Below are 26685 nucleotides of genomic sequence, written 5' to 3' on the forward strand. Positions count from 1 at the left end.
ATACTTTTTTAGTGATGTTAAATCAAATTGAATGTTTCTGAAGTAAAAAGGAGGAGGCATTTTTGTTAATTAAAGATGGTTTTGAAGGTATAGAGAAAAAATCGAGAAACGATATTGTGAAGTCAATTTTTTTAGAGTATGGAGTTGAGTGTTGTGGAATTGCTCCAGTAAAATTTGGAAATGAGATTAGAGAGATTTTGCAAAAGAGAGCAGATGAGAATCATCTTAGCGGTATGGAAGAGAGTGATATAGATAAAAGGCTTGATGCTACTTTGATAATGGAGGATGCTAAGTCGATAATAGTTGCAGCTTTTCCATATTATTGTGGAGAGAATAATGATTCTAATATTTCCTGTTATTGTAGAGGATACGATTATCATTTAGTAATTAGGGGTATAATGAACAATATCTGTGAAAAAATACAGGAAAAATTTTCTAATGGAGAAAATTGTACAAATGAAAATTCTATAAAAATGGAGATATTTGTAGATAATGGGCCGTTAGTTGACAGGTATTTGGCTTATATTTCAGGGATAGGATTTTGGGGGATGAATGGTAGCATAATAACTGATAAATATGGATCATATGTTTTTATTGGTTATATTGTTACCAACCTAGATATAGAAAAAGATGCTCCTTTGGAAAAGACCTGTTTAAAATGTGGAAAATGTATAAAAAGCTGTCCAGGAAATGCACTTCTTGAAGGATATGATATGGATGCTAAGAAATGTCTTTCTTATATAACACAAAAGAAAGGCGAGCTTAGTGACGATGAAAAGAATATAATCAAGGAAAATAAAATTATTTTTGGATGTGATATGTGTCAAAAGGTATGTCCTCATAATAAAAATGTTGAAATGACAAATATTGAGGAATTTAAAAATGATTTAATTGAAAAGCTTGATTTGGATGAGATAAATCGGATATCAAATAAGGAATTTAAAAGAAGATATTATAATAGAGCATTTTCTTGGAGAGGAAAGGGAATTATAAAGAGAAATCTTGAGATATTGGAGGAAGATTAATGGGAAAAAGTAGTGAAGAGATAAAAGAAATTTTAGATTTATTAGAGATTCAGTATCCTGATGCTGAGTGCGAGTTGCATTATACGACTCCTTTTGAATTGTTAGTTGCGACAATTCTTTCTGCTCAGTGTACGGACGTTAGAGTAAATAAGGTAACAGATGAAATGTTTAAGGTTTGCAATACGCCAAAACAGTTTGCAGATCTTTCTGAGGAAGAAATAGGAGAGATGATAAAAACTTGTGGTCTTTACAAAAGTAAGGCTAAAAAAATAAAAATGACATCAGAAATTTTATACAACGATTACAACTCAGAAGTTCCAGACTCATTAGAAGAACTTGTAAAACTTCCAGGTGTAGGAAGAAAAACTGCTGGAGTTGTTTTAAGTAATGCATTTGGGCATCCTGCGATTCCAGTAGATACTCATGTTTTTAGAATAGTAAATAGAATAGGAATTGTCGAAACTTCTACTCCTGAAAAAACAGAATTTGAACTTATGAAGGTTCTTCCTAAAGAAAGATGGTCAAAAGCACACCATTTATTTATCTTTTTAGGAAGAAGAATGTGTAAGGCTAGAAAGCCAGAATGTACCGACTGCCCGATAAAAAAGCATTGTAATTATTTTTTAGAGATAGTAAAATAAAAGACTGAGAATACTTTATAATGAGGAATACTATTGAATAAAATAAATGCTTTATAGGAATAGTATATATGTAGGAGGAAGATAGATGGCAATTAATATAGTTTTAGTTGAGCCTGAAATACCACATAATACAGGCAATATAATAAGAACATGTGCGGTTACAGGTGCAAAATTACACCTTGTAAAACCATTAGGATTTGAATTAACGGATAAACATCTTAAAAGATGTGGTCTTGATTATTGGGATATAGCAGATGTTAAGATATATGAAAACTTTGAAGAACTAGAGGCTCAGAATCCAGATGCACAGTATGTTTTAGGGACAAGTAAGGTCAAAAGAACTCATACTGATGTAGAGTATAAAGATGGATGTTTTCTTGTTTTTGGAAGCGAAACAAAAGGTTTATCTAAAGAAATAATAGAAAGACATATAGAGGATTGTGCAAGAATCCCTATGCTTGATTTAGAAAGAGCTAGATGTTTAAATCTTTCTAATGCTGTTGCGGTTATGACATACGAAGCGCTTAGACAGCTAGATTACCCAGGAATGAGATAAACAGGAGGAGAATAGATATGAGCAAAATAAAAATAATATGCGATAGTCTTTGTGATTTAGACAAAAGCATAGTAGAGCAGAATGATATAGAAATGATACCACTAACTGTAATAATCGGGGAAAAAGAATATAGAGATGGTATAGATATTTCAAAAGATGATTTTTATAAAATGTTAAGAAATGAAAATGTATATCCAAAAACATCTCAGGTAACTTATGGACAGTTTAAAGAAGTGTTTGGTAAATACAATTCAGAAGATACCAGCATATTATATATAGCTGCATCTTCTTCAGCAACTGGAACTTGCCAGAGTGCAATAATGGCAAAAAATGATATGTCAGGAGATATAAGAGTTTTCGATTCTCAACAAGTTTGCTACGGTATAGCTAGATATGTTATAGAGGCAATAAAATTAAGAGATGAAGGAAAAACTATAGATGAGATATTAGAAGCTCTTGAAGCTATGAAAGAAAAAGTATTTGTAATGTTCTGTACAGATACACTTGAATACCTTCAGAAAGGTGGAAGAATTTCTTCTACTAAGGCTGCTATAGGAAATATACTAAATATCAAACCTATATTATACGTTAAAGATGGTTTAGTATCACAGTTATCTCAGGTTAGAGGTAAAAGAAATTTAGTATCTAAAATGGTAGAATTGACAAAGGATGAATGTGGTGATCTTGCAGGACAGACTGTATATGTGGGATATACTGATAACGATGAAGATGAAATAAAGAAATTTATGGATTGTGTAAAAGAAGAACTTCATCCAGATAATATAGAGTTATTCCAGATAGGAACAGGAATAGGAACTCATTCAGGACCTGGAGCAATGGGAATTATTTGTTTAAAGAAATAGAATAATTATTTTTTATGGAGGGCAAGATGAGGTTAAAAAAATTTATAATTTCATCTCTTTCGGCTATTATGATTGCTACTAGCCTTGGTGGTTGTAGTATGATTAATAAAGAAAAGGAAAAAGAGGAGCCGGTATCGGATTTAGTAAATGTAACTCTTTTAACTGATGCAGAAGGTGGCGCAGGGGAAGCACTTATTTCATCAGCAAGAGCAGGACTTGAAGAGGCTGAATCTGGTCTTGGTATAGATGGAAGATTTATAAAATGTTCAAGCAAAGATGATATAAAGAGTAATATAGAGGTTCTTGTAAAAGGTGGGAAAACTGCTCTAATAATAGGTGCAGGACCTAGATTTGAAAATATAATAAGTGTATGTGCTAAAAAATATCCTAACCAAGATTTTGCATTAATAGATGCTACAGTAGATGGAGATATGCCTAAAAATTTAACTACTATAACATTTGATGATGAAAGATCTGGATTTATAGCTGGATTTATAGCTGGAAAAATGACAGCTAAGAATAAAGTTGGATATATAAGTGGAACGAGTGGAAGTAGTGAAAATGCGTATAGACAGGGATTTGAAAAAGGTCTAAAAAAAGCAAATGATAAAAATCCAGAAATAATATCAAGAAATGTAAATATTTATGAATCATATGAGGATGCAAAAAATGCATTTGTAGATGTAGAATATTATGGAGCTGATATATTATTTGCTCCGACAGAAGACGATTCAAAGGCAGCTATAGATTCTATTAATAACAATTATTCAAAAATTATAGCAGTAAACAAGGATCAGTATCATTATTCTAAAGATAAGGTAGTTGCATCAATAACAAAAAGTTACTCAAAAGCTGTTTATGATTTATGTGCAATGGTATATGATGGAGGAGATTCTTTTAAAGGTGGAAAAAATACTGAATATGGTGTAGCTGAAAAAGCAATAGCATTGGCGCCATCTACAGAAAATACAGTTCCGCCAGATGTTCTTAGCTCTTTGAGCAAGGCATTAAAAGAAGAATACTCTGGATCTAATTAGAAATTTTGAGAAAAGAAAAATATTTTTTGAAAAAACTTCAAAAAATGATAAAAAATTAACTTTAGAAAATAATATATAAAAACTTTTATATGTTAAAAAGGCAAGGTATTTAAAAAATATCTTGCCTTTTTTGATTGAATATATTGTTGCACTTTAAAAAGAAAGAATTAATAAAAGATTCTGAAAAATAATTGACAGCTTGCAAAATAGAGAGTATAATCTAATTAAAGAAAAAGATAAAAACACTTTTTCAAAACTAAATCTAATAAAAAGATTAAGTTAATTGGAAGATTTGGATAGAATCCAAAAATAAGGAAAAAGAAAGTGGTGGGTCCAATGAAAATATAAGGAATAAATAAAAATCTATTCTCTAAACATTAAAGCAATTAAACTTCATCCAGCAAAGTAGTAAGTAACAGAAAAAACCTCCGAGAAAAGTAGTTCAAAGTTACATTAATCGCATTATAATCTAATATGATAAAAAATATAAACTAAAATAATTTGCAAAAGGATAATTAAAGCTAAATATTAATTAAAATTCTAAAAAGGACAGGTAAAAAATGGTAAAGAAAAACGGTGATACATTATAGACACCATCTCTAGAAGGTCAAAGAAAATTGGCAAAGATGGTGTCTATAATTTTTTTTGTTTTTTTGTAGTTGATGTATGTAATAATCAAAGTTGGATCTTGTTTAATCAAATATTAAAATCTGAGCAGGAAGAATATTTAAGGATAAATTCAAAAAATATTCTGAAAAATAATTGACATCTTGCAAAAGTGGGGGTATAATCTAATTAAAGAAGAAGATAAAAAAGCTTTTAAAATAAATCTAAATTTAGAAATCTTCGAATACAGCTAAAGTAGCTAATATAAAAAGGAAGTGGTGAGTCCAATGAAAAGTTAAAGATTAAATAAAGTATCCAGCATAGAGTTTACATTAGCCATTACAAATTAAAACCTCCAAGATTAAAGAAGTAAAATCAGTACAAAGAAGTTAAAACTAAAGGATAAAGCAAGTGGATCTTAAAAAGATTCGTTATATACTAACAAGTGTTACAAAATATAACATATTGATAAAATAGATAAGATCATCTAAAAGAGAAACAATTAAGCGAATTTAATTAGATGATATAAAAAATAATATTACAATTAAAATTAATATAGATTGTGGAAAAGGAAAGGTAAAAAATATGATAAAGAAAAACGGTGACATATTATAGACACCATCTCAGAAGTAAAAACTGAAAGAGATGGTGTCTATTTTTTATTTTTGAAGTTTAAAGGATTAGTATAATAAAAAAGAGATTGAATCTTAAAGAAACAACCTCTTTTAATCTATTATTTATTCAGTTTTAATTTTGTTTGTACTTTTAATTTTAGTACTGGTTCATAGATTCTAATACATCTAGAACGAATTCGTAGCAGTTTTTAGTTGATGGTATGCTTAAATGTTCTTTTTCAGAGTGAACATCGAACATATCAGGTCCTATAGATATAGCTTCTACACCTTCCATTTTGTCAAGAAGAAGACCACATTCAAGTCCTGCATGTATAGCTATTATAGCTGGAGTTTTACCAGTTATTTTAACCCAAGAATCTGTACATATTTTTTCTATAGTAGAGTGAGGTATTACTTCCCAAGCTGGGTATCCTGCTATTATTTCGAATTTGCATCCTAAAGCAGCAGCAAGTAATTCAACTCTCTTAGCTATTTCTTCTTTTATAGTTTCTTTAGCACTTCTTATAGAGAAAGTAACTTTAACCTGATCTCCAACGTTTTCAACTATAGCCATGTTTGTTGAACTTTCTGGAAGAGAAGTATCTAAAGTACCATCTTCGTTAACTGTGTAAGAATTTACACCGTGTGGTAATACTGTTAATAATGTTAATAATTTTGTTTTGAATTCATCAGTATAAACTTTTTCAACTGAAGCATCTTCAAATACTAAGTTCATGTGAGGTTCAGAAACTGCGAATTCAGCTCTCATTTTGTTGTATAATGCTTCTAATTCAGCTTTAACAGCATCAACATCTTCTACTAATATAACAGCTTCAGCGTGGTTTGGTATAGCATTGTGCATAGTACCACCAGTTAAGTCAGCTAAATCGAAATCAACTGAAAGCTGAGTTAACATTCTTACAACTAATTTAGTTGCATTAGCTCTCTGTAACTGTATTTCCTGTCCTGAATGTCCACCAAGTAAATCAGTAACAGCGAATTTTAATGCTTTTTTGCAGCTGCAAGCTTCTTTGTATTCTCTATCTAATGTTAGAAGTGGAGTTTTACCACCAGCACATCCTATAGTGAAGCATCCTTCTTCTTCAGAGTCTATGTTTAGAAGGTATTTACCTTTTAATAAAGAAGTATCTAGAGCATAAGCACCATCCATACCACTTTCTTCATTTATAGTGAATACAGCTTCTAAAGCTGGATGTTTTAAAGTGTTGTCTTCTAATATAGCTAAAGACATAGCAACTGCTATACCATTGTCAGCACCAAGAGTAGTGTTGTTAGCGTATATCATATCGTCAACTATTCTCATTTCTATTGGATCAGTATCGAAATTGTGGTTAGATCCTTTTCCTTTAACTGGAACCATATCCATGTGTCCCTGAAGTATAACTGCTGGGCAATTTTCATAACCTGGAGTAGCTGGTTTTTTGATTATTATGTTACCAACTTTATCCTGGATAGTTTCTAATCCTAATTTTTCACCGAATTCTTTTAACCAGTTACTAACTGCTTCTTCATGATATGAAGCTCTTGGTATCTGGTTCATTGCTTCGAAGTTTTCGAAAACTCTTTTTGGTTCTAAGTGTCCTAATACATTTGACATTTGTAAAGTCCTCCTGAATAAAATAATAATAAATAAAATTGCTTTTGTATTATACAAATTTTATATGTTTATGTATAATATTAAATAGCTACATTAACAGTATAATACAAAATTTAAAAAAAAACATTGGAAAACGTCAAATTTATATTGAAATCTGAAAATTTTTTGAAAAAGAAAAAACGATTTTCTCAATATGTCCTAAAATTCAACGTTTTATAAATAAATATAAATTATATTAAATTTAATTGATAAAAAAAATTGATTAATAAATTTAAAAAATTTTGAGAAAGAGGGGATATTATGGACAATAAATCATTTAAAGTTCTTGAGTTTGATAAAATAATAGAAATTTTAAAAACAAAAGCATCGTCATCTCTAGGTCTTAATAAGGTAGAAAAATTAGAACCTAGTTCTGATTTTGAAGAAGTTCAGTATAGATTGCAGGAAACTACAGAGGCTCAATCTATTTTAATAAAGAGAGGACATGTAAGTCTTGGAGGAATACACGATGTTTTAGATAAGGTAAAGAGAGCGGAAATAGGAGCATCACTTGATCCAGGAAGTTTATTAATGGTTGCTGATACGTTGAGAGCAGCTAGAGTATTATCTAATAGCTTATCTGGAGATGGTGAGGAAGAAGATTTTAATTATCCTATAATACAGTCACTTGCTACATCTCTTTATATACACAGAGAAATAGAAGACGCAGTATACAATGCGATAGTTAGTGAAATAGAGATTGCAGATAGTGCATCTCATACACTTAGGGATATAAGAAGAAAAATCGTACAAAAAAATCAGTCTATAAGATCAAAGCTAAATACTATAATATCTTCAGCTACATACCAGAAATACTTACAGGATAGTATTATTTCTATGAGAGGAGATAGATTTGTTGTTCCTGTAAAAGCGGAATACAGATCTGTTGTAGCTGGGATAGTACATGATCAATCTTCATCTGGTGCAACTTTATTCATTGAGCCAATGAGCATAGTTGAGATGAACAACGAGCTTAGAAAGTTAAAATTAGATGAGCAAGAAGAAATTGAAAGAATATTAGCTGAATTATCAAAGATGATAGGTGAAATAGCTAGAGAGATTATATCAAACCAAGAAATACTAGAAAAAATAGATTTTATATTTGCAAAAGGTAAACTTTCATTAGAAATGAAAGGTATAGATCCTAAGCTTAATAAGGACAAAAGCTTTGTAATAAAAAATGGACGTCATCCATTACTAGATCCTAAAAAAGTTGTTGCAAATACTATATATCTTGGAGATGAATTCCACACATTAGTTATAACAGGACCAAATACAGGTGGTAAAACAGTAACTATTAAAACTGTAGGTTTATTTGCACTTATGACACAGAGCGGTCTACATATACCAGCTGATTTTGGAAGTAGTATGTGTGTATACGACAATATATTTGCAGATATAGGTGATGAACAGAGTATAGAACAGAGTTTATCTACATTCTCATCTCATATGACTAGAATTGTATCTATATTAGATAAGGTTACAGAAGATTCTTTAGTAATATTTGACGAACTTGGAGCAGGAACAGATCCAGTAGAAGGTGCAGCACTTGCAATAGCAATACTAGAAGATGTTCGGATGGCAGGAGCAAAATGTATAGCTACTACTCATTACAGTGAACTTAAAAACTATGCCCTTACTAAAAAAGGTGTTGAAAATGCTGCGGTTGAGTTTGATGTTGAAACATTAAGTCCAACATATAGACTTCTTATCGGAGTGCCAGGAAAATCTAATGCCTTTGAAATATCGAAAAAATTAGGGCTTAGCGAATTTGTTATAAATAGAGCTAAAGAATTTATAAATACAGAAAATATAGAACTTGAAGACCTTCTTCAGAATGTAGAAAAGAATAGAATAAAAGCAGAAGAAGATAGAGCAGAAGCTGAAAAGTTAAAAACTGAAATACAGATGATAAGAGATGCTGAGGCCGAAAAACTAGAAAAACTAACTAATCAGAAAGAAAAGATGATGGAAAGAGCCAGAAGTGAGGCATTCTCTATAACAAGACAGGCAAAAGAAGAAGTAGACGAAATAATAAAACGTCTTAGAGAATTAGAACAAGAAAGAGCATCTAAAGAAAAAAATAGACAGATTGAGCAGCTTAGAAAAGAATTGACGGATTCAATGGGAAGTTTACAGCCTACTGTTAAGAGCATGATAGTGCCTAAAGTAGCTTCAAAGGAAATTAAAAACTTAAAGGCTGGTGAAGATGTAAAAGTAATTACACTTAACCAGGAAGGTATAGTTGTTTCAGCTGATGATAAAAAGAAAGAAGCAGTTGTACAGATTGGTATAATGAAGATGACCCTACCATATAAGTCTCTTCAGAAAATTAAGAATCAGCAGCAGGCTACAGTTACTAAGAAAACTAGAAGTGTAATAAAAGCAAAATCAGGAAGAGTAAAAGGAGAAGTTGATTTAAGAGGTATGAATCTTGAAGAGGCAACTCTTGAACTTGAAAAGTATCTTGATGATGCTACAGTTGCAGGTTTAGAACAGGTAACTGTAATACATGGTGTTGGGACTGGAGTATTAAAGACAGGACTTCAGGATGTTCTTAAAAAGAATAAACATGTAAAGAAAAAAAGACCGGGTGGATACGGTGAAGGTGGCGTAGGTGTCACAATTGTAACATTAAAATAAAAATATAATATTAAAATTAAAAGGTGAAACTCATCAATTGCGATAGAGTTTCACCTTTTTTATATAAATAAAATTTAAAATTTAATATATATTTCGTTTTTTTTTGTTTTAAAAAAATAACGTTTTACTTACTGATGTTAAAAAAATTATTTGTTATTTAATTCTAATTTAAATAACTTTACCATAAGTTTAATTATATTTAATCTTCTCTTTATAAACCAATAGTAATATTAGTTATGCAATTAAATAATTAATCTAGAAAATAAATTTAGGAGGATAAAAATGGCAGATATAAGGCTAGAAAATGTAACAAAATCTTATAATAAAAAAAACACAGTTATAGAAAATTTAAATCTTAGTATAGAAGACGGTTCTTTTACTGTATTAGTAGGACCAAGTGGATGTGGTAAATCTACAACATTAAGAATGATAGCAGGACTTGAGGATATAACTTCAGGAAAATTAGAAATAGAAGGAAAAGATGTTACACATACAGATGCAAGTAAAAGAGATATAGCAATGGTATTCCAGAACTATGCACTATATCCACACATGACTGTTAAAGAAAATATAGAATTCGGTCTTAAAAATAGAAAAATAGAAAAAGAAAGGAGAGAAAAACTTATAGATGAATTTATAGACATTGTAGGATTAAGAGAATATTTAAATGTAAAACCAGGAAATTTATCTGGTGGACAGAGACAGAGGGTAGCACTTGCTAGAGCAATGGTTAAAAATCCAAAAGTATTCTTAATGGATGAACCACTATCTAACCTAGATGCTAAGCTAAGAAATCAGATGAGAACAGAATTAATACAGTTACATCAGAAGTTAAAATCAACATTTGTTTATGTAACTCATGACCAGATAGAAGCAATGTCTATGGCTGACAAGATAGTTATAATGAACAAAGGTAAAATAATGCAGGAGGGTTCTCCTAAAAATATATATCAAAATCCTGAAAATTTATTTGTAGCTCAGTTTATAGGTAATCCATGTATGAATATATTAGAAAAAAATGATATTAAAATTGGTTTTAGACCTGAAAAAGCAACTTTAGAAGACATAGATATGAACATAGACATAAAAAGCGATGATGATGTATTTAGCTTATTAGGAGAGGTAATAACTAAAGAAGTACTAGGAAATGAAACAATATACTGTCTATCAGTTCTTAATAATGAAGTAAGAGTTAAAACAGAAAATGATATGTTTGATATGGGAAAAACTTTAAGAGTAAATATATTAGAGAAAGATTTATATTATTTCGATAAAAATGGAGAAAGAATAGAAGATTCGGAAGCATGTAAAAATATATATTCTGAGATTAAAGGAGATATTTATGAAAAAGCAATTTAATAAAGCGTATTTATATATAGCACCAGCTATTTTTGGAACTTTATTGTTTATAATATATCCGATAATTAAAACAATATCTTTAAGTTTTCAGTCAGGAAGTCTTATTAGCTCAAGTTTTGAAAATGTTGGATTAAGAAATTATATAGACTTATTAAATAACCCAGAATTTATACAGACTATAACAAATACAGCTATTTATACTTTCTTTATGGTAACTATATCAATAACATTGGCGGTATTACTTGCTGTTTGGTTAAATAAAAATTCTATAATACATAACTTAACACAAAGTATAATATTTACACCATATGTAATATCTTTAGTATCTGTTGCTGTATTATGGCTTTGGATTATGGAGCCTCAGTATGGACTTTTAAACTGGATATTATCTACATTACATTTGCCAACATCAAAATGGCTTTCGAGTGAAAAATCGGCATTAATGTCATTAATTATAATAGGAATATGGAAAACACTAGGATACAATGTTTTAATCGTTTTATCAGGACTTAAATCTATACCCAATTATATATACGAAGCATCTAAGTTAGATAATGCAAATAAAATAACTACTTTCTTTAAAGTAACATTACCGTTATTATCTCCTACTATATTCTTCCTTATGATAACGACAACAACAGCATCTTTCCAGGTATTTGACGAGATAAGTATAATGACTCAGGGTGGTCCTCTTGGATCTACAAATATGTTGTCTTACTTTATATACGAATCTGGATTTGTATATTATGACATAGGTCAAGCAAGTGCAGCTAGTATGTTCTTATTGGTTATAGTTATGATAGCAACTTATGCTAACTTTAAATTATTATCGAAAAAAGTTCACTATCAGTAAAGATAGATAAGAAAAGACATATTTAGAAGGAGGATAAAATGGATATTACACAAAATATCAAGAAAGAAAAAGTTGAAGTAAAAGAAATTGATGTAAAAAAAATAGCATCAAAAGCAATAGAAATAGTAGCTCTATTAATCCTATCTGCTATATTTATATTTCCTTTTGTGTGGATGTTATCGACATCTGTAAAAAATCCACAGGAAATGATGCAATTACCACCTACAATAATTCCAAAAGAAATTGTATTAGAAAATTATAGTGCAGCATGGAATTCAGGGCCATTTTTCAGGTATTTATTAAACAGTATATTTGTAACAGGAAGTATTTTAATTATACAGTTTGTAGTTATGGTTCCAGCAGCCTATGCATTTTCAAAAATAAAATTTAAAGGTGAAAAAATACTATTTGGAATTCTACTTGTAGGACTTATGATTCCACCACAGGTTACTTTTTTACCTGTATATATGATGATGAGTAAACTTGGACTTATAAATACTTATGTTCCACTTATAATTCCATTTATGACAACTTCATTTGGTATATTTTTACTAAGACAGAATTTTATGCAGATTTCTGATGAAATTATTGAGGCAGCTAAACTAGATGGAGCTTCTGATTTAAAAATAATGTTTAGAATAATGGTACCTATGGCTAAACCAGCTGTAATAACATTTATATTATTTAACTTTATATACCATTGGAACAACTACTTCTGGCCTTTAGTAATGACAAATACAGATGCCATAAGAACACTTCCAATAGGAGTAGCTTTATTAAAATCTTCAGAGGGAATTACTGCATGGAATGTAATAATGGCAGGAAATATAATTCTAATTTTACCTATAATTCTTGTTTATATATTTGCAAATAAAAAAGTAAAAGAAGCTTTTATGTATTCGGGAATAAAATAAAAAAATAAAAAGATAAATTTGGAGGAAAAACATGAATTTCAAAAGAAAAATAGCAACAGGATTGGCAATAACATTATTAGTAAGTTCGTTAGTAGGTTGTTCAAGTTCTAATAAATCAGGGGATTCTGCAGATGCTAGTGGAAGTGCGACAACTATAGACTTCTGGGCTCCTTTAGGTGGAACTAACGGAGAAACTGCTCAGAAAATGGTGGATCAGTTCAATAGTGAGCACGAAGATATAAAAGTAAATATGTTAAAACAGAAAGATTATTATGAAAATGCGACAAAATTACAGGCAGCTTTAACATCTAAAGACCAGCCAGACGTAACATTATTGGAAATAACTCAGACAGGAACATTTGCATCAGAAAATGCATTAGTTGATATGAGTAACTATTTTGACAAAACATATCAGGAAAGATTCTTCCCAGGTCTTTTAACAAATTCATATTATGAAAATAAATTTGTTGGTGTACCATTTAATAGAAGTACTCCTATACTATATATAAATAAGGATATGGCAACTAAAGCAGGCCTTGATCCAGCAGGGCCAAAAACTTGGGATGAACTTAAAGAATACGCTACTAAAATGACAAATAAATCAGAAGAAATTTATGGATTTGAAACACCAATAGATATTTGGTTCTATGAAGCGATGGTAATGCAGAGTGGAGGAGAAATAACTAACGGTAAAAAAGTAGCATTCAACAATGAATCAGGACAGGCTCCTGTTAAATTCTGGCAGGAAATGATGAAAGAAGGCGTAATGAAAATGCCTCCAGGTGAAGATTATAATGCTTGGGATGTAGCAAAACAGGACTTTGTAAATGGTAAAGTAGGTATGATATTTACATCAACAGCAGATTTAGCAGGTCTTATACAGCAGACAGAAGGAAAATTTGAAATATCTACAGCATTCTTACCTGAAAATCAGAAATACGCAACTCCTACAGGTGGAGCTAACTTAGCAATGCTTGAAGGTGGAACAGATGAAGAAAAAGAAGCAAGTGCTGAATTTATAAAATGGATGACAGAAACAGATAGAATAGTTGAATTTAGTTCATCAACAGGATACTTACCAACAACTGAAGATGCAACAAACTCAGAAAAATTACAGACATTATACAAAGAAAAACCACAGTATAAAGTTGCAACTGATCAGTTACAGTATGCTGTTGCGCTTCCAATGTTAAGTGGTTATAAAGAAGCAACTGATAAATTAATGGATGAAATTAAAAAAGGACTTACTGACCTAAATTCAAATCCTAAGGATATAGTAGAAAAAGGAACTTCTGCTATGCAGGCAGTAATAGACAAAACAAACAAATAAACATATAAAAAGTATTAAATTATATGTAAGTAAAGGGGAAGTGTAAATGACAAAGGCTATAGTATTATCAATAGATTCTTTATTTGAAAAAGACTTAGAATTTGTAAAGGATTTGCCAAATTTTAAATCCATATTAGAAAATTGTTCAATAGTTAAAAATATAAACTGTATTTATCCAACTTTGACATACCCATGTCATACAAGTATGGTTACAGGTGTATATCCTAAAAAACATGGAATATATCACAATGAGAAGTTTGAGCCAAATAAGAAGAACAGCGATTGGTACTGGTATTCAAAAGATATAAAAGTAAAAACAATTATGGACGTGGCAAAAGAAAATAATCTAACTACATCAAGTGTATTATGGCCTGTAATGGGTGGAAATCCCAATATAGATTACAATGTTGCGGAAATATGGGCTCCAAATAGAGAAGATGACCCAAGAGAAACTTTTGAAAAAAGCTCAAGTAAGATTATAATGGATGATATTTATAATAGACATTGTCATCACCTTGATTGGAAATTTGAGCCAAATTTAGACTTCTTTGGTGTAAATTGTGCAGTTGATATAATAAAAGAATATAAGCCAGATTTAATGTTAATACACCTAGCTACACTAGATCATACAAGACATGACAATGGTCTTTTTAATGAAAAAGTTGATGAAGCATTAATAATGAATGATAAATGGTTAGGAGAAATTATTCAAGCTACAAAAGATGCTGGAACATATGAAGATACAAACTTTATAGTACTTGGAGACCACGGACATCTTAGAGTAGATAAAGTTGTAAATCCAAATGTACTTCTTAAAGAAAGAGGATTTATAAAAGTTGAAGATGGAGAAATTAAAGATTTTGATGCTTTTGTAAACTCTTCTGGAATATCAGCTCAGGTAATAGTAAATAATTTAGATAGACTTCAAGAGTTAAGAGAACTTCTTGAAGAATACAAAGATGAATTATTTATAGAAAGTATTTTTTCTAAAGAAGAAGCCTCTGAACTTGGAGATGAAGGCAATTTTGAAATGGTACTTGAAGGACTTGAAGGAATTTCGTTTGGAAATGATTTAGATGGAAGTGTTATAAAAGGACCAGATACAAAAGATTATAAGTTTGCTGTTTCTACACATGGGCATCTACCAACAAAAGGAAATAGACCTCCATTTATAGCTTTTGGACCAAATATAAAAAATGGAGAAGTTGTAGAAGAAGGCGACATAAGATCACACGCTGCAACAATATTAAAAATATTTGGTTTAGAGTTGGATGGTGTAGAAAAAGAAGCATTCAACTTCATTAAATAGTCTAAAAAGATTTGTTATAAGTTAAAATAAATATTTGCTTTATGCAAAGGAAAGACTTCTATTAAAAAATAGGAGTCTTTTTTTATTTATATAAGTATTTTGATTAAGTAGAAGGTATAATTGAATTAGTAAGTATAGATAGTGAACTGGTAAGTACAGGCATATAATATATAAAATAATATAAAATAAATTTAATCAGTAATTATCTATAGAGATAAAAATAGGAGGATGTTTTATGATAGTTGTATCAGCTTGTTTAGTTGGAGAAAATTGTAAGTACAGTGGTGGAAATAATAGAAATGAGGCTGTTTTAAGTTATTTAGAGGGAAAGGAATACATAACTATTTGCCCAGAATGTACAGGAGGTCTTTCTACTCCAAGAGAGCCTGCAGAGATAATAGGTGGAGAAGGAAAAGATGTAATAGATGGAAATTGTAAGGTTATATCTAGAGTGGGAGCAGATGTTACAAAAGAATATATGAAGGGTGCAGAGGTTAGCTTAGAAGAGGCTAAAAAGTATGATGTAGAATTAGCTATTTTGAAAGAAGGAAGTCCTTCTTGTGGCGTTAATAAAATACACAATGGAGAATTTAAAGGAATAAAGAAAGAAGGAAAAGGAGTAACTGCAGCTCTATTTGAAATGAACGGAATAAAAGCGATTAGTGAGAAGGACTTAGAAGCTCAAAAGTAAATAAATAGAAAAAGAAAAAATGAATGATTAAATTCTCTAAATAGCTTGAAAAATAGTTGAAATTGTTTTAACATAGAGAGATAAGTGTAAGTATGTAAAATCGAAAAAATATGATTTTTGTACGGAAAATATAAAGAAAATTAATAATATATAAAGAAAATATTTGAGGAGGAAGAAATAATGGATTTTAAATTAGAAGTAGCTTCTGCTTTAAAGGAACAGATAGAAGACCTTACTTTAGAAGAAATACAGAGCTATATAGAAATACCACCTAATAAAGAAATGGGAGATTATGCATTCCCTTGTTTTAAATTAGCTAAAATATTTAGAAAAGCGCCAAATATGATAGCTGAAGATATAGCAGGAAAGATAGAACCAAAAGGATCTATATCAAAAGTTGTTCAGTTAGGAGGATATGTGAACTTCTTCGTTGACAAATCAAAATTAGCTGAAACAGTTATAAATAAAGTTCTTACTGAAAAAGAAAACTACGGTAAAAGTGAATTAGGAAAAGGTAAAACTGTTGTAGTTGACTTCTCTTCTCCTAACATAGCAAAACCATTCCATATAGGACATATAAGAACTACAGTTATAGGTAATGCACTATACAAAATATACAATTCTCAGGGATACAATATGGTTAGAATAAACCATCTTGGTGACTACGGAACACAGTTCGGTAAATTAATAGTAGCATTCAAATTATGGGGAGATAAAGAAACAGTAGAAAGCAACCCAATACCAGAATTATTAAAATTATACGTAAGATTCCACGATGAAGCTGAAGTACATCCAGAAATGGAAGATGAAGCTAGAGCATGGTTTACAAAACTAGAAAACGGTGATGAAGAAGCTAAAGCTTTATGGCAGTGGTTCAGAGATGAAAGTTTAAAAGAATTCTCAAGAGTTTACGACCTTTTAGACATAGAATTCGATTCATACGCAGGAGAAAGTTTCTATTCAGATAAAATGGATAGAGTAATAGATTTAATAAAAGAAAAAGGATTACTAGAAGAATCTGAAGGAACAAATATAGTAAATCTTGACGCATATAATATGACACCAGCTCTTATAACTAAAAAAGACGGTTCAACACTATATATGACAAGAGATTTAGCAGCTGCTATATACAGAAAAGAAACTTATGATTTCGATAAATGTTTATATGTAGTTGGTTCTCAGCAGGCACTTCACTTCCAGCAGCTATTCAAAGTACTAGAACTTATGGGATACGAATGGTCTAAAGACCTTGTTCACGTTCCATTTGGTATGGTTGCTCTTGAAAGTGGAACAATGTCTACTAGAAAAGGTAGAGTAGTATTCCTTGAAGACGTTTTAAGACAGGCAATAGAAAAAACTAAAGATATAATACTTACTAAGAATCCTAACGCTGAAAATGTTGATGAAATAGCTAAACAGGTAGGTGTAGGTGCAGTAGTATTCCAGGAATTATCAAACAGTAGAATAAAAGACTACACATTCTCTTGGGATAAAACACTTAGCTTTGATGGAGAAACTGGACCTTATGTACAGTACACTCACGCTAGATGTTGTGCGGTACTTAGAAAAGCTGGCGAAGAGGTTACTTCTGATATAGATTACAGCCTACTTTCTGATGAAGGAAGCTCAGAAGTTCTAAAAGTTATAGAATCATTCAACAAATGTATACTTGCATCAATGAAGAAAAATGAGCCTCATATAGTAACAAGATTTGTACTAGATCTTGCTCAGGCATTCAATAAATTCTATCATGACAACCCAATACTTGTAGACGATGCAGAATTAAGAAAAGCAAGACTTGCTCTTGTTGAAGCTACAAGACAGTCAATAGAAAATGGTCTTGCATTATTAGGAATGCACGCACCACATAAAATGTAGTTTTTAGATTTAAAGTAGTTTAGAGTAAAGAGAGAGGTTTATTTTTATAAGCCTCTTTTTTTAAATTAGAGGTGAAATTATGGAAAATCAAATAGATAATTTTGTGAAAAATGCCTATATAAGTGCGTTTGATACAGATAGTGATATAATAAAAATGTTGATGCTTGTAAATACAAAATGTCTAATAGATGATTTTAAGCAGAGATATTTATTTGTAGATAATAACAGACTTAGAGATGAGCTTAGATATTATAAGTTTTATGGAGCTGAGTACAACGGTGAAAATCTTTTAAATATTTTCCTTCCGGTAATATTGGGAAATAATGATGGAGAAAAATGTGATAAAGAGCTTGTTGAGCTTGTAAAAAAATATGTTATGTACTTTAAAATTGAAAATAAGTATAGCGAATATTTAATTGCAACGTTGATTTACAGTGAATTAATTCATAATTTATTAAAAAATCCATCTATTGAGTATGATGAGATAATGGACATGATAAAAGAAAGAGTGGTTTCTTTAAATATAGATATGGAAAAATCTCATGTAGTAAAATTCCAGATGTACAGAATTGGTATTATAAAAACTATAGATGAGTATAAAGATGGAAAGAGAAATTCTAGTAGTGATATATGCTCAGGATTACTTGATGCTATTTTTGATATATATGTTGAAGATAGAGATGAAAAGTCTGATATAGATTCAATAAAAAAAGTCCTATTCTCGCTATTAGGTCAAAAGATTTCAACGGAAATAGAGAATATAGACTTTGTGGATTCCATGGCTGAATATACTGTAAAACTTAAAAAATATAAAATTAATAAAAAAGAGTATAATGCTAAGGCAAATCCTCTGGAAATTATTTCGTTAAATGAGGGTGATTCGATTCAAGACCCTATATTAAACAAGCTTACAGTAAAATCAAAGATTATAAATGGAAATTTATTAAAAATAAATGTGCACGCTAAATCAGGAGAGTACTGCTTTAGATTTGCTAAAAAATCTTAATTAGAATTATTCTGATTTAGATTCGATATAAGAAAGAAATTCTTCTTCAGTTGTTTCAGTAAGGAAACAAAGCTCTTTTACAAGATTATTTCTAAGATCGCCAAATACATTTAGTTTAGTATTTTCGTTAGTGTATTCAAGGGCTTTTATTATAAGAAGAAGATCTTGAACAGATAAATCATTAAGTGAGACTTTTTCGAATTTTTCCATGATAGCTATCCTTTCTGTCAAAATAGACGATTATAATATATTACCTACAATTATTATAATAATAAAATAAAGAACAAAATACAAGGAAAGATGAGAATGTTGCAATATTAAACTAAAATAGATGAAAATATTGCACAAATAAATATAAAAATAATTTTGGAGGGTGATTTTTTGAAGATATTACTTACAACCCTTAACTCTAAATTTATTCATACAAATTTAGCGATAAGATATTTAAAAGAATTTGCAAAAGATGTACAGGAAACAGAAATAAGAGAGTATACGATAAATAATCAGGCAGATTATATTTTAAAAGATATATATAAAGGTGGATATGATGCTGTATTTTTCTCAGTATATATTTGGAATGTTGTAGATATAATGAGCCTTTGCGAAAATTTAAAAAAGGTTATGCCTAATTTAATAATAGGTTTAGGTGGGCCTGAGGTTAGTTACGACAGCGAAAACTTAATGAAAGAGAATAAATTTATAGACTATATTCTTTATGGCGAGGGTGAGGTTACATTTAGAGATGTTTGCTTAATGTTAAACGGCAAAATGAATGCAGCTGATATAAAAGGTCTTGTTTGGAGAGATGGAGAAAAAGTTGTAGTTAATGAAGAAAGACCTTATCTACAGGACTTAGACTTAATACCTAGTCCATACGATAATATGGATCCTAAAGAATACGAAAATAGAATAGTTTATTATGAATCTTCAAGAGGATGTCCATTTAACTGTCAGTACTGCCTATCATCAGCAATTAAAGGTCTTAGATATTTTAGCTTAGATAGAGTTAAAAAAGATTTAAAAAATCTTATAGATGCTAGAGTTGCACAGATAAAATTTATAGATAGAACATTTAATGCTAAGAAAAAAACTGCTATGGATATAATGAAATTCCTTATGGAAAATGATAATGGATTTACGACATATCATTTTGAGGTAACTGCTCATTTAATTGACGATGAGATGTTGGAATTCTTAAAAGACTGTAAGCCAGGTTTATTCCAGTTTGAAATAGGTGTTCAGTCTACAGACCAAAATGTACTTGAGGCATGTGGAAGAAAAGACGATTTTGTAAAACTATCTAAAGTTGTAAAACAGATAGAATCTTATAAAAATATACATCAGCACTTAGATTTAATAGCAGGTTTACCTTATGAAGGGTATAAAGGATTTGAAAAATCTTTCAATGATGTATATAACTTAGGAATAGAGCAGCTTCAGCTAGGATTTTTAAAGATGATTAAGGGAACTGGAATAAGAAAAATGGCTAATATGCATGGTTTTGAGTATAAATCATATCCTCCGTATGAGGTGTTATCTAATAAATATATCTCTTATGGTGAAATATTAAAACTAAAAGATATCGAGGAAATGGTTGAAAGATACTACAACTCAGGAAACTTTAGAATGTCTATGGAATTTATTGTAAAGAGATATTATAGAGAATATCCATTTAAATTCTATGAAGAATTTGCAGAGTATCACGATTCAAATGGATATTTTGATGCGGGGCAAGGAAAAAATCAGAATTACAAGATATTACTAGATTTCTATGAAGAAAAAATTGGAGAGGATATAGAATTGTTTAGAGATACTCTAAAATACGATTATGTATCTCTTGGAAAAACTAGTAATGTACCAGACTTCTTTGTTAGAAATTATCCTGAGGACTTTAAAAATAGATGTCATGTATTCCTTCAGGATGACGAAAATGTTAAGAAGTATATTCCAAAACACTTCGATACTCCAGCTAAAATGATAATAAAATATGTTCAGTTTGAGCCATTTAGATACGATGTAGAGGCATTAAAAGAAAATATTATGATAAATCCTGAAAAGATTGACAATATAGTGATGTTCGATTATGATATTTCAAAGATATTTGAAAAATCTCTATCATATAGAGTAAAAATTTAGTTGAATATACAAAAAAGGAAAGGTGAATAAATATGAAATATAAAATAGAAAAATACCTTCTTAAAAAGACAGATGAGCTTGCTTTTATAACTCTGAAAGCAGACGGAGATTTTAAGATAAAAGGATATGATATTCCAGCAGAAGGGCTTGACGTTCCAATAAAAAATGAGGTTCTTGTAAAAGGAATAAAAGACAAAACTGCTCAGGAAAGCTTAAACTCTATGTCTATAGCAGATGCGATGATTTATATAATGGGGATAGATTCTACATTCAAATACAATGAAGAATACGATAAATTTATAGAAGCACTTGCTAAAGGATTAGACTTAGATTTAAAAGCATATATGGGATATATGTCTAATAAATACTTTGAAATAGGTGAATACACAGATTCATTAATATACATGAAATCATTAGTAAATAAATATCCAGAAGATGTAAACGGACTATATCACTATGCAATAATCTGTCAGCAGATAGCAGAACAGTATAAAAAAGATGAAGATGCAAAAGCGGTAAATGATTTTTTACTTGATGCACTTGATAAATTAGAAAGAGTAATAAATATAGATCCAAACTTTGGTTTAGCTTATTATCAGTTAGGATATCATTACTACAATCAGGACCAGTATATAAAATCTAAATTAACTTGGGAAGAAGCTTTAAAATTAGACTTAGATGATGATATAGTAGCCGAAATTCAAGATAATTTAGGTAAGATGGACTATAAAGTTCAGTATGAAGAAGGGTATACTCTAGTTCTTTCTGGAAAATGCGAAGAAGGTTTAGAAAAACTTCTTCCATTAGAAGATGAATTCCCAGATTGGTGGAACTTATTATTTATGATAGCACTTGGATATAAAGGTATGGCTGATATTGAAAACGCCCAGAAATACTTTGAAAAAATATTAGTGTTAAGACCAACTCAGGTTGATACTCTTGTCGAAATGGGACTTTTAGAAGCTCAGAAATACAACCTTGAAGGAGCTATAGAATACTTTGAAAAAGCTGCTAAGCTTAGAAAAGAAGACCCAGAGATACTTTGTAATCTAGGAATGGCATATTTCAACAATGGAAATACGGATGATGCAGCTTACTACATAGAAAGAGCTTATGAACTTGATCCAATGGATGAGGTTACAAATGCTTGTTTAAGAGAGTTAAATAAATATAGATAAAAAATCGTGAGAATAAAAAATAACTATACTCGTTTCCTGGCTTCAACTACGGCTTAGCTTACGCCTGTAGATAGTCAACGAGTTATAGTTATTTTTTTATTCTCATTTTTTATCTATATTTATTGTTAATTCTATTAAACAAGTATTTTGTATAATGAGAGTAGGAAATATTTATAAGTTTTGAAAATGTTTAATCTTTTTTGAGTCTTAGAAATAAATTATGTGATATTTTTTCTTATAATTTACTTATTTACGAAAAAGTTATAAACTTATATTAGTAGAATTTTTTTAGGGAGAGGGTCGAGATTTTGGAAAAGGTTAAGAAGAGTGAGAGAGTGAGTTTGTTTAGACTAATTAGATTGTTTGCAGGATTTTTTATAGGTGCTACAGGTACGGTATTTATGATAAATGCAAATATCGGAGTTGCACCATGGGATGTGTTGCATATAGGTATTTCAGAAATGTTTGGAATTACTATAGGTCAGGCATCTATTATGGTTTCTCTGTTGGTTATAATTTTGGACCAGATATCTGGAGAGTATATTGGATGGGGAACTGTTTTAAATATGATATTCTTTGGATTGTTCATAGATTTAATAATGTATATGGACTTTGTTCCGCATACTAATGGATTTTTAATGAGTGTTTCTATGGTGATAATGGGTCTTACACTGCTTTCTATATGTATGTGGTGGTATATAGGTGCTGGAATGGGTTCAGGGCCGAGAGATGGTATGATGCTTTTATTCCATAGAAGAACAGGAAAACCTATTGGACTTATAAGAAGTTGTATAGAGGTAATAGTATTAATTATAGGGTACTTCCTTGGAGGACCTGTTGGAGTAGGGACTCTTTTAAGCGCATTTGGAATGGGTGTTGTTATGCGGATTGTTTTTAAAATAGTAAACTTTGATGCAAAAGAAGTAAAACATCAGTATATAGAATTTTTAATTTCTAAGGAAAAAAGAGAGAATATAGGATAAAATATTTTTAAAATATTTATTATAAAAATACATCTGGAGGTGGAGCGATGATAAAAAAATTAGACGATATTTTTAATGAGCTAAAATCGTGTGATAAAAAAGCTGTTCTTTCTGTTGCAGCTGCACATGACGAAGAAGTATTACTAGCTGTTAAAGACGCTTGTGAAATGGATATTATAAAAGCTATTCTTATTGGGGAAGAAGATAAGATTAGAAAAATAGCTAGTGAAATCAATTTTAATTTAGATAATGTAGAAGTTATCGATGAGAGTGATTTAAAACTGTGTGCTGAAAAGGCTGTAAAATTAGTATCATCTGGTAAAGCTGACTATGTTATGAAAGGATTACTAGATACTTCTATAATATTAAAAGAAGTATTGAATAAAGAATATGGACTTAGAACTGATAGTTTACTAAGTCATGTTATGATTTATGAGGTACCATCATACCACAAACTTTTAATTCTTACTGATGGTGGAATGAATATAGATCCAGATGTATCTCAGAAAAAGAAGATAGCAGATAATGCTATAAAAGCTGCAAAATCTCTAGGCATAGATACTGTAAAAGTTGCTTGTTTAGCAGCTAAGGAAAAAGTAAATCCAAAAATGCAAGCTACATTAGATGCAGACGAACTGAAATCTATGTGTAAGGATGGAATGTTCGGAAAAGGGGTTGTTGTTGAAGGACCAATAGCATTTGATTTAGCTGTTTCTGAAGAAGCATGTAAAATAAAAGGATATGAGAGTGAAGTAGGTGGAGATGCTGATATTTTACTTGTTCCAACTATAGAAACAGGTAATGGGATAGGTAAAGCGCTTACATATATGGCAAATGCTAAGTCTGCTGGTATAATTATGGGTGCAAAGGCTCCAGTTGTACTAGTTTCAAGGGCTGATACACATGAGTCTAAATTATATTCTATAGCATATGGAGCTATAGCTACAAAATAGAACTACAACGACTATTAAATAATATTAAAAACATAATAACAAGAATGATTTTGAAAAAATACTTGAAATTATTCGTGTTTTTGAATATAATCTAAATATAGGAACGTAAAAAAATATTTTTATCTATAAAATCAAAATTATTAGTTGGAGGGAATTAACATGGGATTCAAATCTGATATCGAAATAGCACAGGAAGCTAAACCTTTAGACATAAGAGAGGTTGCTAAAAAAGTTGGTCTTTCAGAAGACGATATAGAACTTTACGGAAAATATAAAGCAAAAGTTGACTACAACTTATTAAAAAAAGATACAGGGAAAAAAGCTAAATTAATACTTGCAACAGCAATAAACCCTACTCCAGCAGGAGAAGGTAAAACAACTACAACAATAGGTGTTGCAGATGCATTCTCAAGATTAGGAAAAAATGCATTAGTTGCTCTTAGAGAACCATCACTAGGACCAGTTTTCGGTATAAAAGGTGGAGCTGCAGGTGGAGGATATGCACAGGTAGTGCCAATGGAAGATATAAACCTTCATTTCACAGGTGACTTCCACGCAATAGGAGCAGCAAACAACTTATTAGCTGCTATGCTTGATAACCACATACATCAGGGAAATGCTCTTAACATAGATACAAGAAGCATAACTTGGAGAAGATGTGTGGACATGAACGACAGACAGCTTAGAAATGTTGTAGACGGATTAGGAAGAAGAGTAGACGGTGTAACAAGAGAAGACGGATTCGATATAACAGTTGCTTCAGAAGTAATGGCTGCTTTCTGTTTAGCAAATGATATAGCTGACTTAAAAGAAAGATTAGGTGACATAATAGTTGCTTACAACTACGATGGACAGCCTGTAACAGCTAGAGAATTAAAAGCTAATGGAGCTATGGCTGCATTATTAAAAGACGCATTAAAACCAAACTTAGTTCAGACATTAGAAGGAACACCAGCATTTGTACATGGTGGACCATTTGCTAATATAGCTCATGGATGTAACTCTGTTATAGCTACAAAAATGGCTATGCATTTCTCAGATTATGTATTAACTGAAGCAGGATTTGGTGCTGACCTAGGTGCTGAAAAATTCATAGATATAAAATGTAGAATGGCTGACTTAAAACCAGATGCAGTTATAATAGTTGCTACAATAAGAGCATTAAAATACAACGGTGGTGTAGCTAAAGATCAGTTAAATGAAGAAAACTTAGAAGCACTTGAAAAAGGTCTTCCAAACTTATTAAAACACGTAGAAAACATAACTAAAGTATTTGGATTACCAGCAGTTGTTGCTATAAATAGATTCCCAATGGATACAGAAGCTGAGCTTAAATTAGTAGAAGATAAATGTAAAGAATTAGGTGTAAATGTTGCATTATCTGAAGTTTGGGCAAAAGGTGGAGAAGGTGGAATCGAAGTAGCTAAAGAAGTTTTAAGATTAATAGACGAAGAAGAAAATAACTTCCAGTTCTGCTATGAAGAAGATCTATCAATAAAAGAAAAAATAAATGCAATAGCAACTAAAATATACGGAGCTGATGGTGTAGATTTCACTAAAGAAGCTGAAAAAGAAATAGCTAAATTTGAAAGATTAGGATTCAACAAATTACCAATATGTATGGCAAAAACTCAGTACTCATTAACTGATGACCAGACTAAACTTGGTAGACCAGAAGGCTTCAGAATAACAGTTAGAGATTTAACTGTATCAGCTGGTGCAGGATTCATAGTAGCACTTACTGGTGCTATAATGAAGATGCCAGGACTTCCAAAAGTTCCAGCAGCGGAAAGAATAGATGTTGATGAAAACGGAGTAATATCAGGACTATTCTAATTTAAAATTTGATTTGTAGATTGTTTAATAGAATCCCCGGATTTTTTAAAATTCGGGGATTTTTTATGTTATAATATACTATACTACGCAAAAAGAGGTGAAAACATGACGATCAAAACTAGAAATGAAATAAGCGAAAAAGATATGATAGAGGTTATGAAATTTGGAATACCAAAATTTTATTCTATAATGAGTTTATTCTTTGGTGTCTTTGGAATAGCTATGGGATTTTACGGAATAAATAAAGGTAAAACTTTTGCAGCAATAGCTTCTATACTTCTTGCAATAGGGATACTTATTTGGAGATTCTATTATCTACCAGTTAAAATGGGTAAACGCCAGTATAGAGCTAAATTACAGGCTCAAGGTGGTAAAGAAATGGTTCAGAATGTAAACTTTTTTAATAACCATGCAGAAATGATAACAAGTGGATCAAAGATGATAAAGTTAAAATATGCTGATATGCATATGATGAGAGAAACTAAGGATAAATTAGTAATAATCCTAGGAAATGATGTAGTTATGATAATCAAAAAAGATGGATTTAAAGAGGGAACAGTGCAGGATTTAAAAGATTTACTAATCCCTATAATTAATAATAATGAGGTTAAATAGTT

The 26685-nt window shown here is 30.4% G+C and carries 22 protein-coding genes; 20 read left to right on the top strand and 2 right to left on the bottom strand.

The genetic code is table 11. The annotated features are described in order from the left end of the window. Positions 1-62 precede the first annotated feature (62 nt). The 5 genes from queG (at position 63) to DWX74_RS02655 (ending at position 4122) form a co-directional block, all read left to right on the top strand. Entirely contained in the window at positions 63-1025 is a 963-nt protein-coding gene (gene queG, locus DWX74_RS02635) for a tRNA epoxyqueuosine(34) reductase QueG (protein WP_118548587.1), read from the top strand. Continuing rightward, complete coding sequence (gene nth / locus DWX74_RS02640) at positions 1025-1666, top strand: endonuclease III (protein WP_118548588.1); 642 nt, start codon at positions 1025-1027, stop codon at positions 1664-1666. The genes queG and nth overlap by 1 nt, the downstream gene beginning before the upstream one ends. An 85-nt stretch (positions 1667-1751) precedes the next feature. Continuing rightward, entirely contained in the window at positions 1752-2222 is a 471-nt protein-coding gene (locus tag DWX74_RS02645; RefSeq protein WP_118548589.1) for a tRNA (cytidine(34)-2'-O)-methyltransferase, read from the top strand. A 17-nt stretch (positions 2223-2239) separates the two neighbouring features. Continuing rightward, the gene (locus DWX74_RS02650; protein ID WP_118548590.1) at positions 2240-3085 is read left to right on the top strand and encodes a DegV family protein; all 846 of its coding nucleotides are present in this window, start codon (positions 2240-2242) and stop codon (positions 3083-3085) included. 26 nt (positions 3086-3111) lie between these two features. Beyond that, positions 3112-4122, top strand: coding sequence for a BMP family ABC transporter substrate-binding protein (locus tag DWX74_RS02655; protein ID WP_158573225.1), 1011 nt, complete (start codon positions 3112-3114; stop codon positions 4120-4122). Between the two features lie 1377 nt (positions 4123-5499). Here the strand turns inward: DWX74_RS02655 and DWX74_RS02660 are convergent. Continuing rightward, entirely contained in the window at positions 5500-6960 is a 1461-nt protein-coding gene (locus tag DWX74_RS02660; protein ID WP_118548592.1) for an aminoacyl-histidine dipeptidase, read from the bottom strand. A gap of 300 nt (positions 6961-7260) precedes the next feature. Between DWX74_RS02660 and DWX74_RS02665 the strand changes: the two genes are divergently transcribed. The 9 genes from DWX74_RS02665 to DWX74_RS02705 all read left to right on the top strand — a co-directional run bounded on the left by DWX74_RS02665 (position 7261) and on the right by DWX74_RS02705 (position 18982). Beyond that, complete coding sequence (locus DWX74_RS02665; protein WP_118548593.1) at positions 7261-9642, top strand: endonuclease MutS2; 2382 nt, start codon at positions 7261-7263, stop codon at positions 9640-9642. 282 nt (positions 9643-9924) lie between these two features. Then, positions 9925-11001 carry an ABC transporter ATP-binding protein gene (locus DWX74_RS02670; RefSeq protein WP_118548594.1) on the top strand — a complete coding sequence of 359 codons (1077 nt, stop codon included), beginning with the start codon at positions 9925-9927 and terminating at the stop codon, positions 10999-11001. Then, on the top strand, positions 10985-11854 hold the full coding sequence (locus DWX74_RS02675) for a carbohydrate ABC transporter permease (protein ID WP_118548595.1): 870 nt from the start codon (positions 10985-10987) through the stop codon (positions 11852-11854). The genes DWX74_RS02670 and DWX74_RS02675 overlap by 17 nt, the downstream gene beginning before the upstream one ends. A 38-nt stretch (positions 11855-11892) precedes the next feature. Beyond that, the gene (locus DWX74_RS02680) at positions 11893-12768 is read left to right on the top strand and encodes a carbohydrate ABC transporter permease (protein ID WP_118548596.1); all 876 of its coding nucleotides are present in this window, start codon (positions 11893-11895) and stop codon (positions 12766-12768) included. 31 nt (positions 12769-12799) lie between these two features. Continuing rightward, on the top strand, positions 12800-14098 hold the full coding sequence (locus DWX74_RS02685) for an ABC transporter substrate-binding protein (RefSeq protein ID WP_118548597.1): 1299 nt from the start codon (positions 12800-12802) through the stop codon (positions 14096-14098). 46 nt (positions 14099-14144) lie between these two features. After that, positions 14145-15407 (top strand): alkaline phosphatase family protein, encoded by a 1263-nt coding sequence (locus DWX74_RS02690; protein ID WP_118548598.1) that lies wholly within the window; start codon positions 14145-14147, stop codon positions 15405-15407. Positions 15408-15642: 235 nt separating this feature from the next. Beyond that, positions 15643-16098 carry a DUF523 domain-containing protein gene (locus tag DWX74_RS02695; RefSeq protein ID WP_118548599.1) on the top strand — a complete coding sequence of 152 codons (456 nt, stop codon included), beginning with the start codon at positions 15643-15645 and terminating at the stop codon, positions 16096-16098. Between the two features lie 180 nt (positions 16099-16278). Continuing rightward, a complete protein-coding gene (gene argS, locus DWX74_RS02700; protein WP_199647521.1) occupies positions 16279-17976 on the top strand; it encodes an arginine--tRNA ligase in 1698 nt (565 codons plus the stop codon). A gap of 79 nt (positions 17977-18055) precedes the next feature. Next, positions 18056-18982, top strand: coding sequence for a hypothetical protein (locus DWX74_RS02705; RefSeq protein ID WP_118548601.1), 927 nt, complete (start codon positions 18056-18058; stop codon positions 18980-18982). A gap of 6 nt (positions 18983-18988) precedes the next feature. Here DWX74_RS02705 and DWX74_RS02710 read toward each other — a convergent pair whose 3' ends face one another. Further along, positions 18989-19192, bottom strand: a complete 204-nt coding sequence (locus DWX74_RS02710; RefSeq protein ID WP_006440669.1) for a hypothetical protein — start codon at positions 19190-19192, stop codon at positions 18989-18991. A 171-nt stretch (positions 19193-19363) separates the two neighbouring features. On the opposite strand from DWX74_RS02710, the gene DWX74_RS02715 reads away from it, so the two are divergent. The 6 genes from DWX74_RS02715 to DWX74_RS02740 all read left to right on the top strand — a co-directional run bounded on the left by DWX74_RS02715 (position 19364) and on the right by DWX74_RS02740 (position 26683). Further along, on the top strand, positions 19364-21118 hold the full coding sequence (locus tag DWX74_RS02715) for a B12-binding domain-containing radical SAM protein (RefSeq protein ID WP_199647523.1): 1755 nt from the start codon (positions 19364-19366) through the stop codon (positions 21116-21118). Between the two features lie 32 nt (positions 21119-21150). Then, on the top strand, positions 21151-22296 hold the full coding sequence (locus DWX74_RS02720) for a tetratricopeptide repeat protein (RefSeq protein ID WP_118548603.1): 1146 nt from the start codon (positions 21151-21153) through the stop codon (positions 22294-22296). 308 nt (positions 22297-22604) lie between these two features. Continuing rightward, entirely contained in the window at positions 22605-23279 is a 675-nt protein-coding gene (locus tag DWX74_RS02725; RefSeq protein WP_118548604.1) for a YczE/YyaS/YitT family protein, read from the top strand. Between the two features lie 47 nt (positions 23280-23326). Continuing rightward, complete coding sequence (locus DWX74_RS02730; protein WP_118548605.1) at positions 23327-24232, top strand: bifunctional enoyl-CoA hydratase/phosphate acetyltransferase; 906 nt, start codon at positions 23327-23329, stop codon at positions 24230-24232. A 159-nt stretch (positions 24233-24391) separates the two neighbouring features. Further along, positions 24392-26068: a formate--tetrahydrofolate ligase gene (locus DWX74_RS02735; RefSeq protein WP_118548606.1), complete on the top strand. Its 1677-nt coding sequence runs from the start codon at positions 24392-24394 to the stop codon at positions 26066-26068. Positions 26069-26173: 105 nt separating this feature from the next. Continuing rightward, entirely contained in the window at positions 26174-26683 is a 510-nt protein-coding gene (locus DWX74_RS02740) for a YcxB family protein (protein ID WP_118548607.1), read from the top strand. The last annotated feature ends 2 nt before the right edge of the window (positions 26684-26685 follow it).

This window comes from Peptoclostridium sp. AF21-18 (assembly GCF_003478825.1).
Lineage (GTDB): Bacteria > Bacillota > Clostridia > Peptostreptococcales > Peptostreptococcaceae > Peptacetobacter.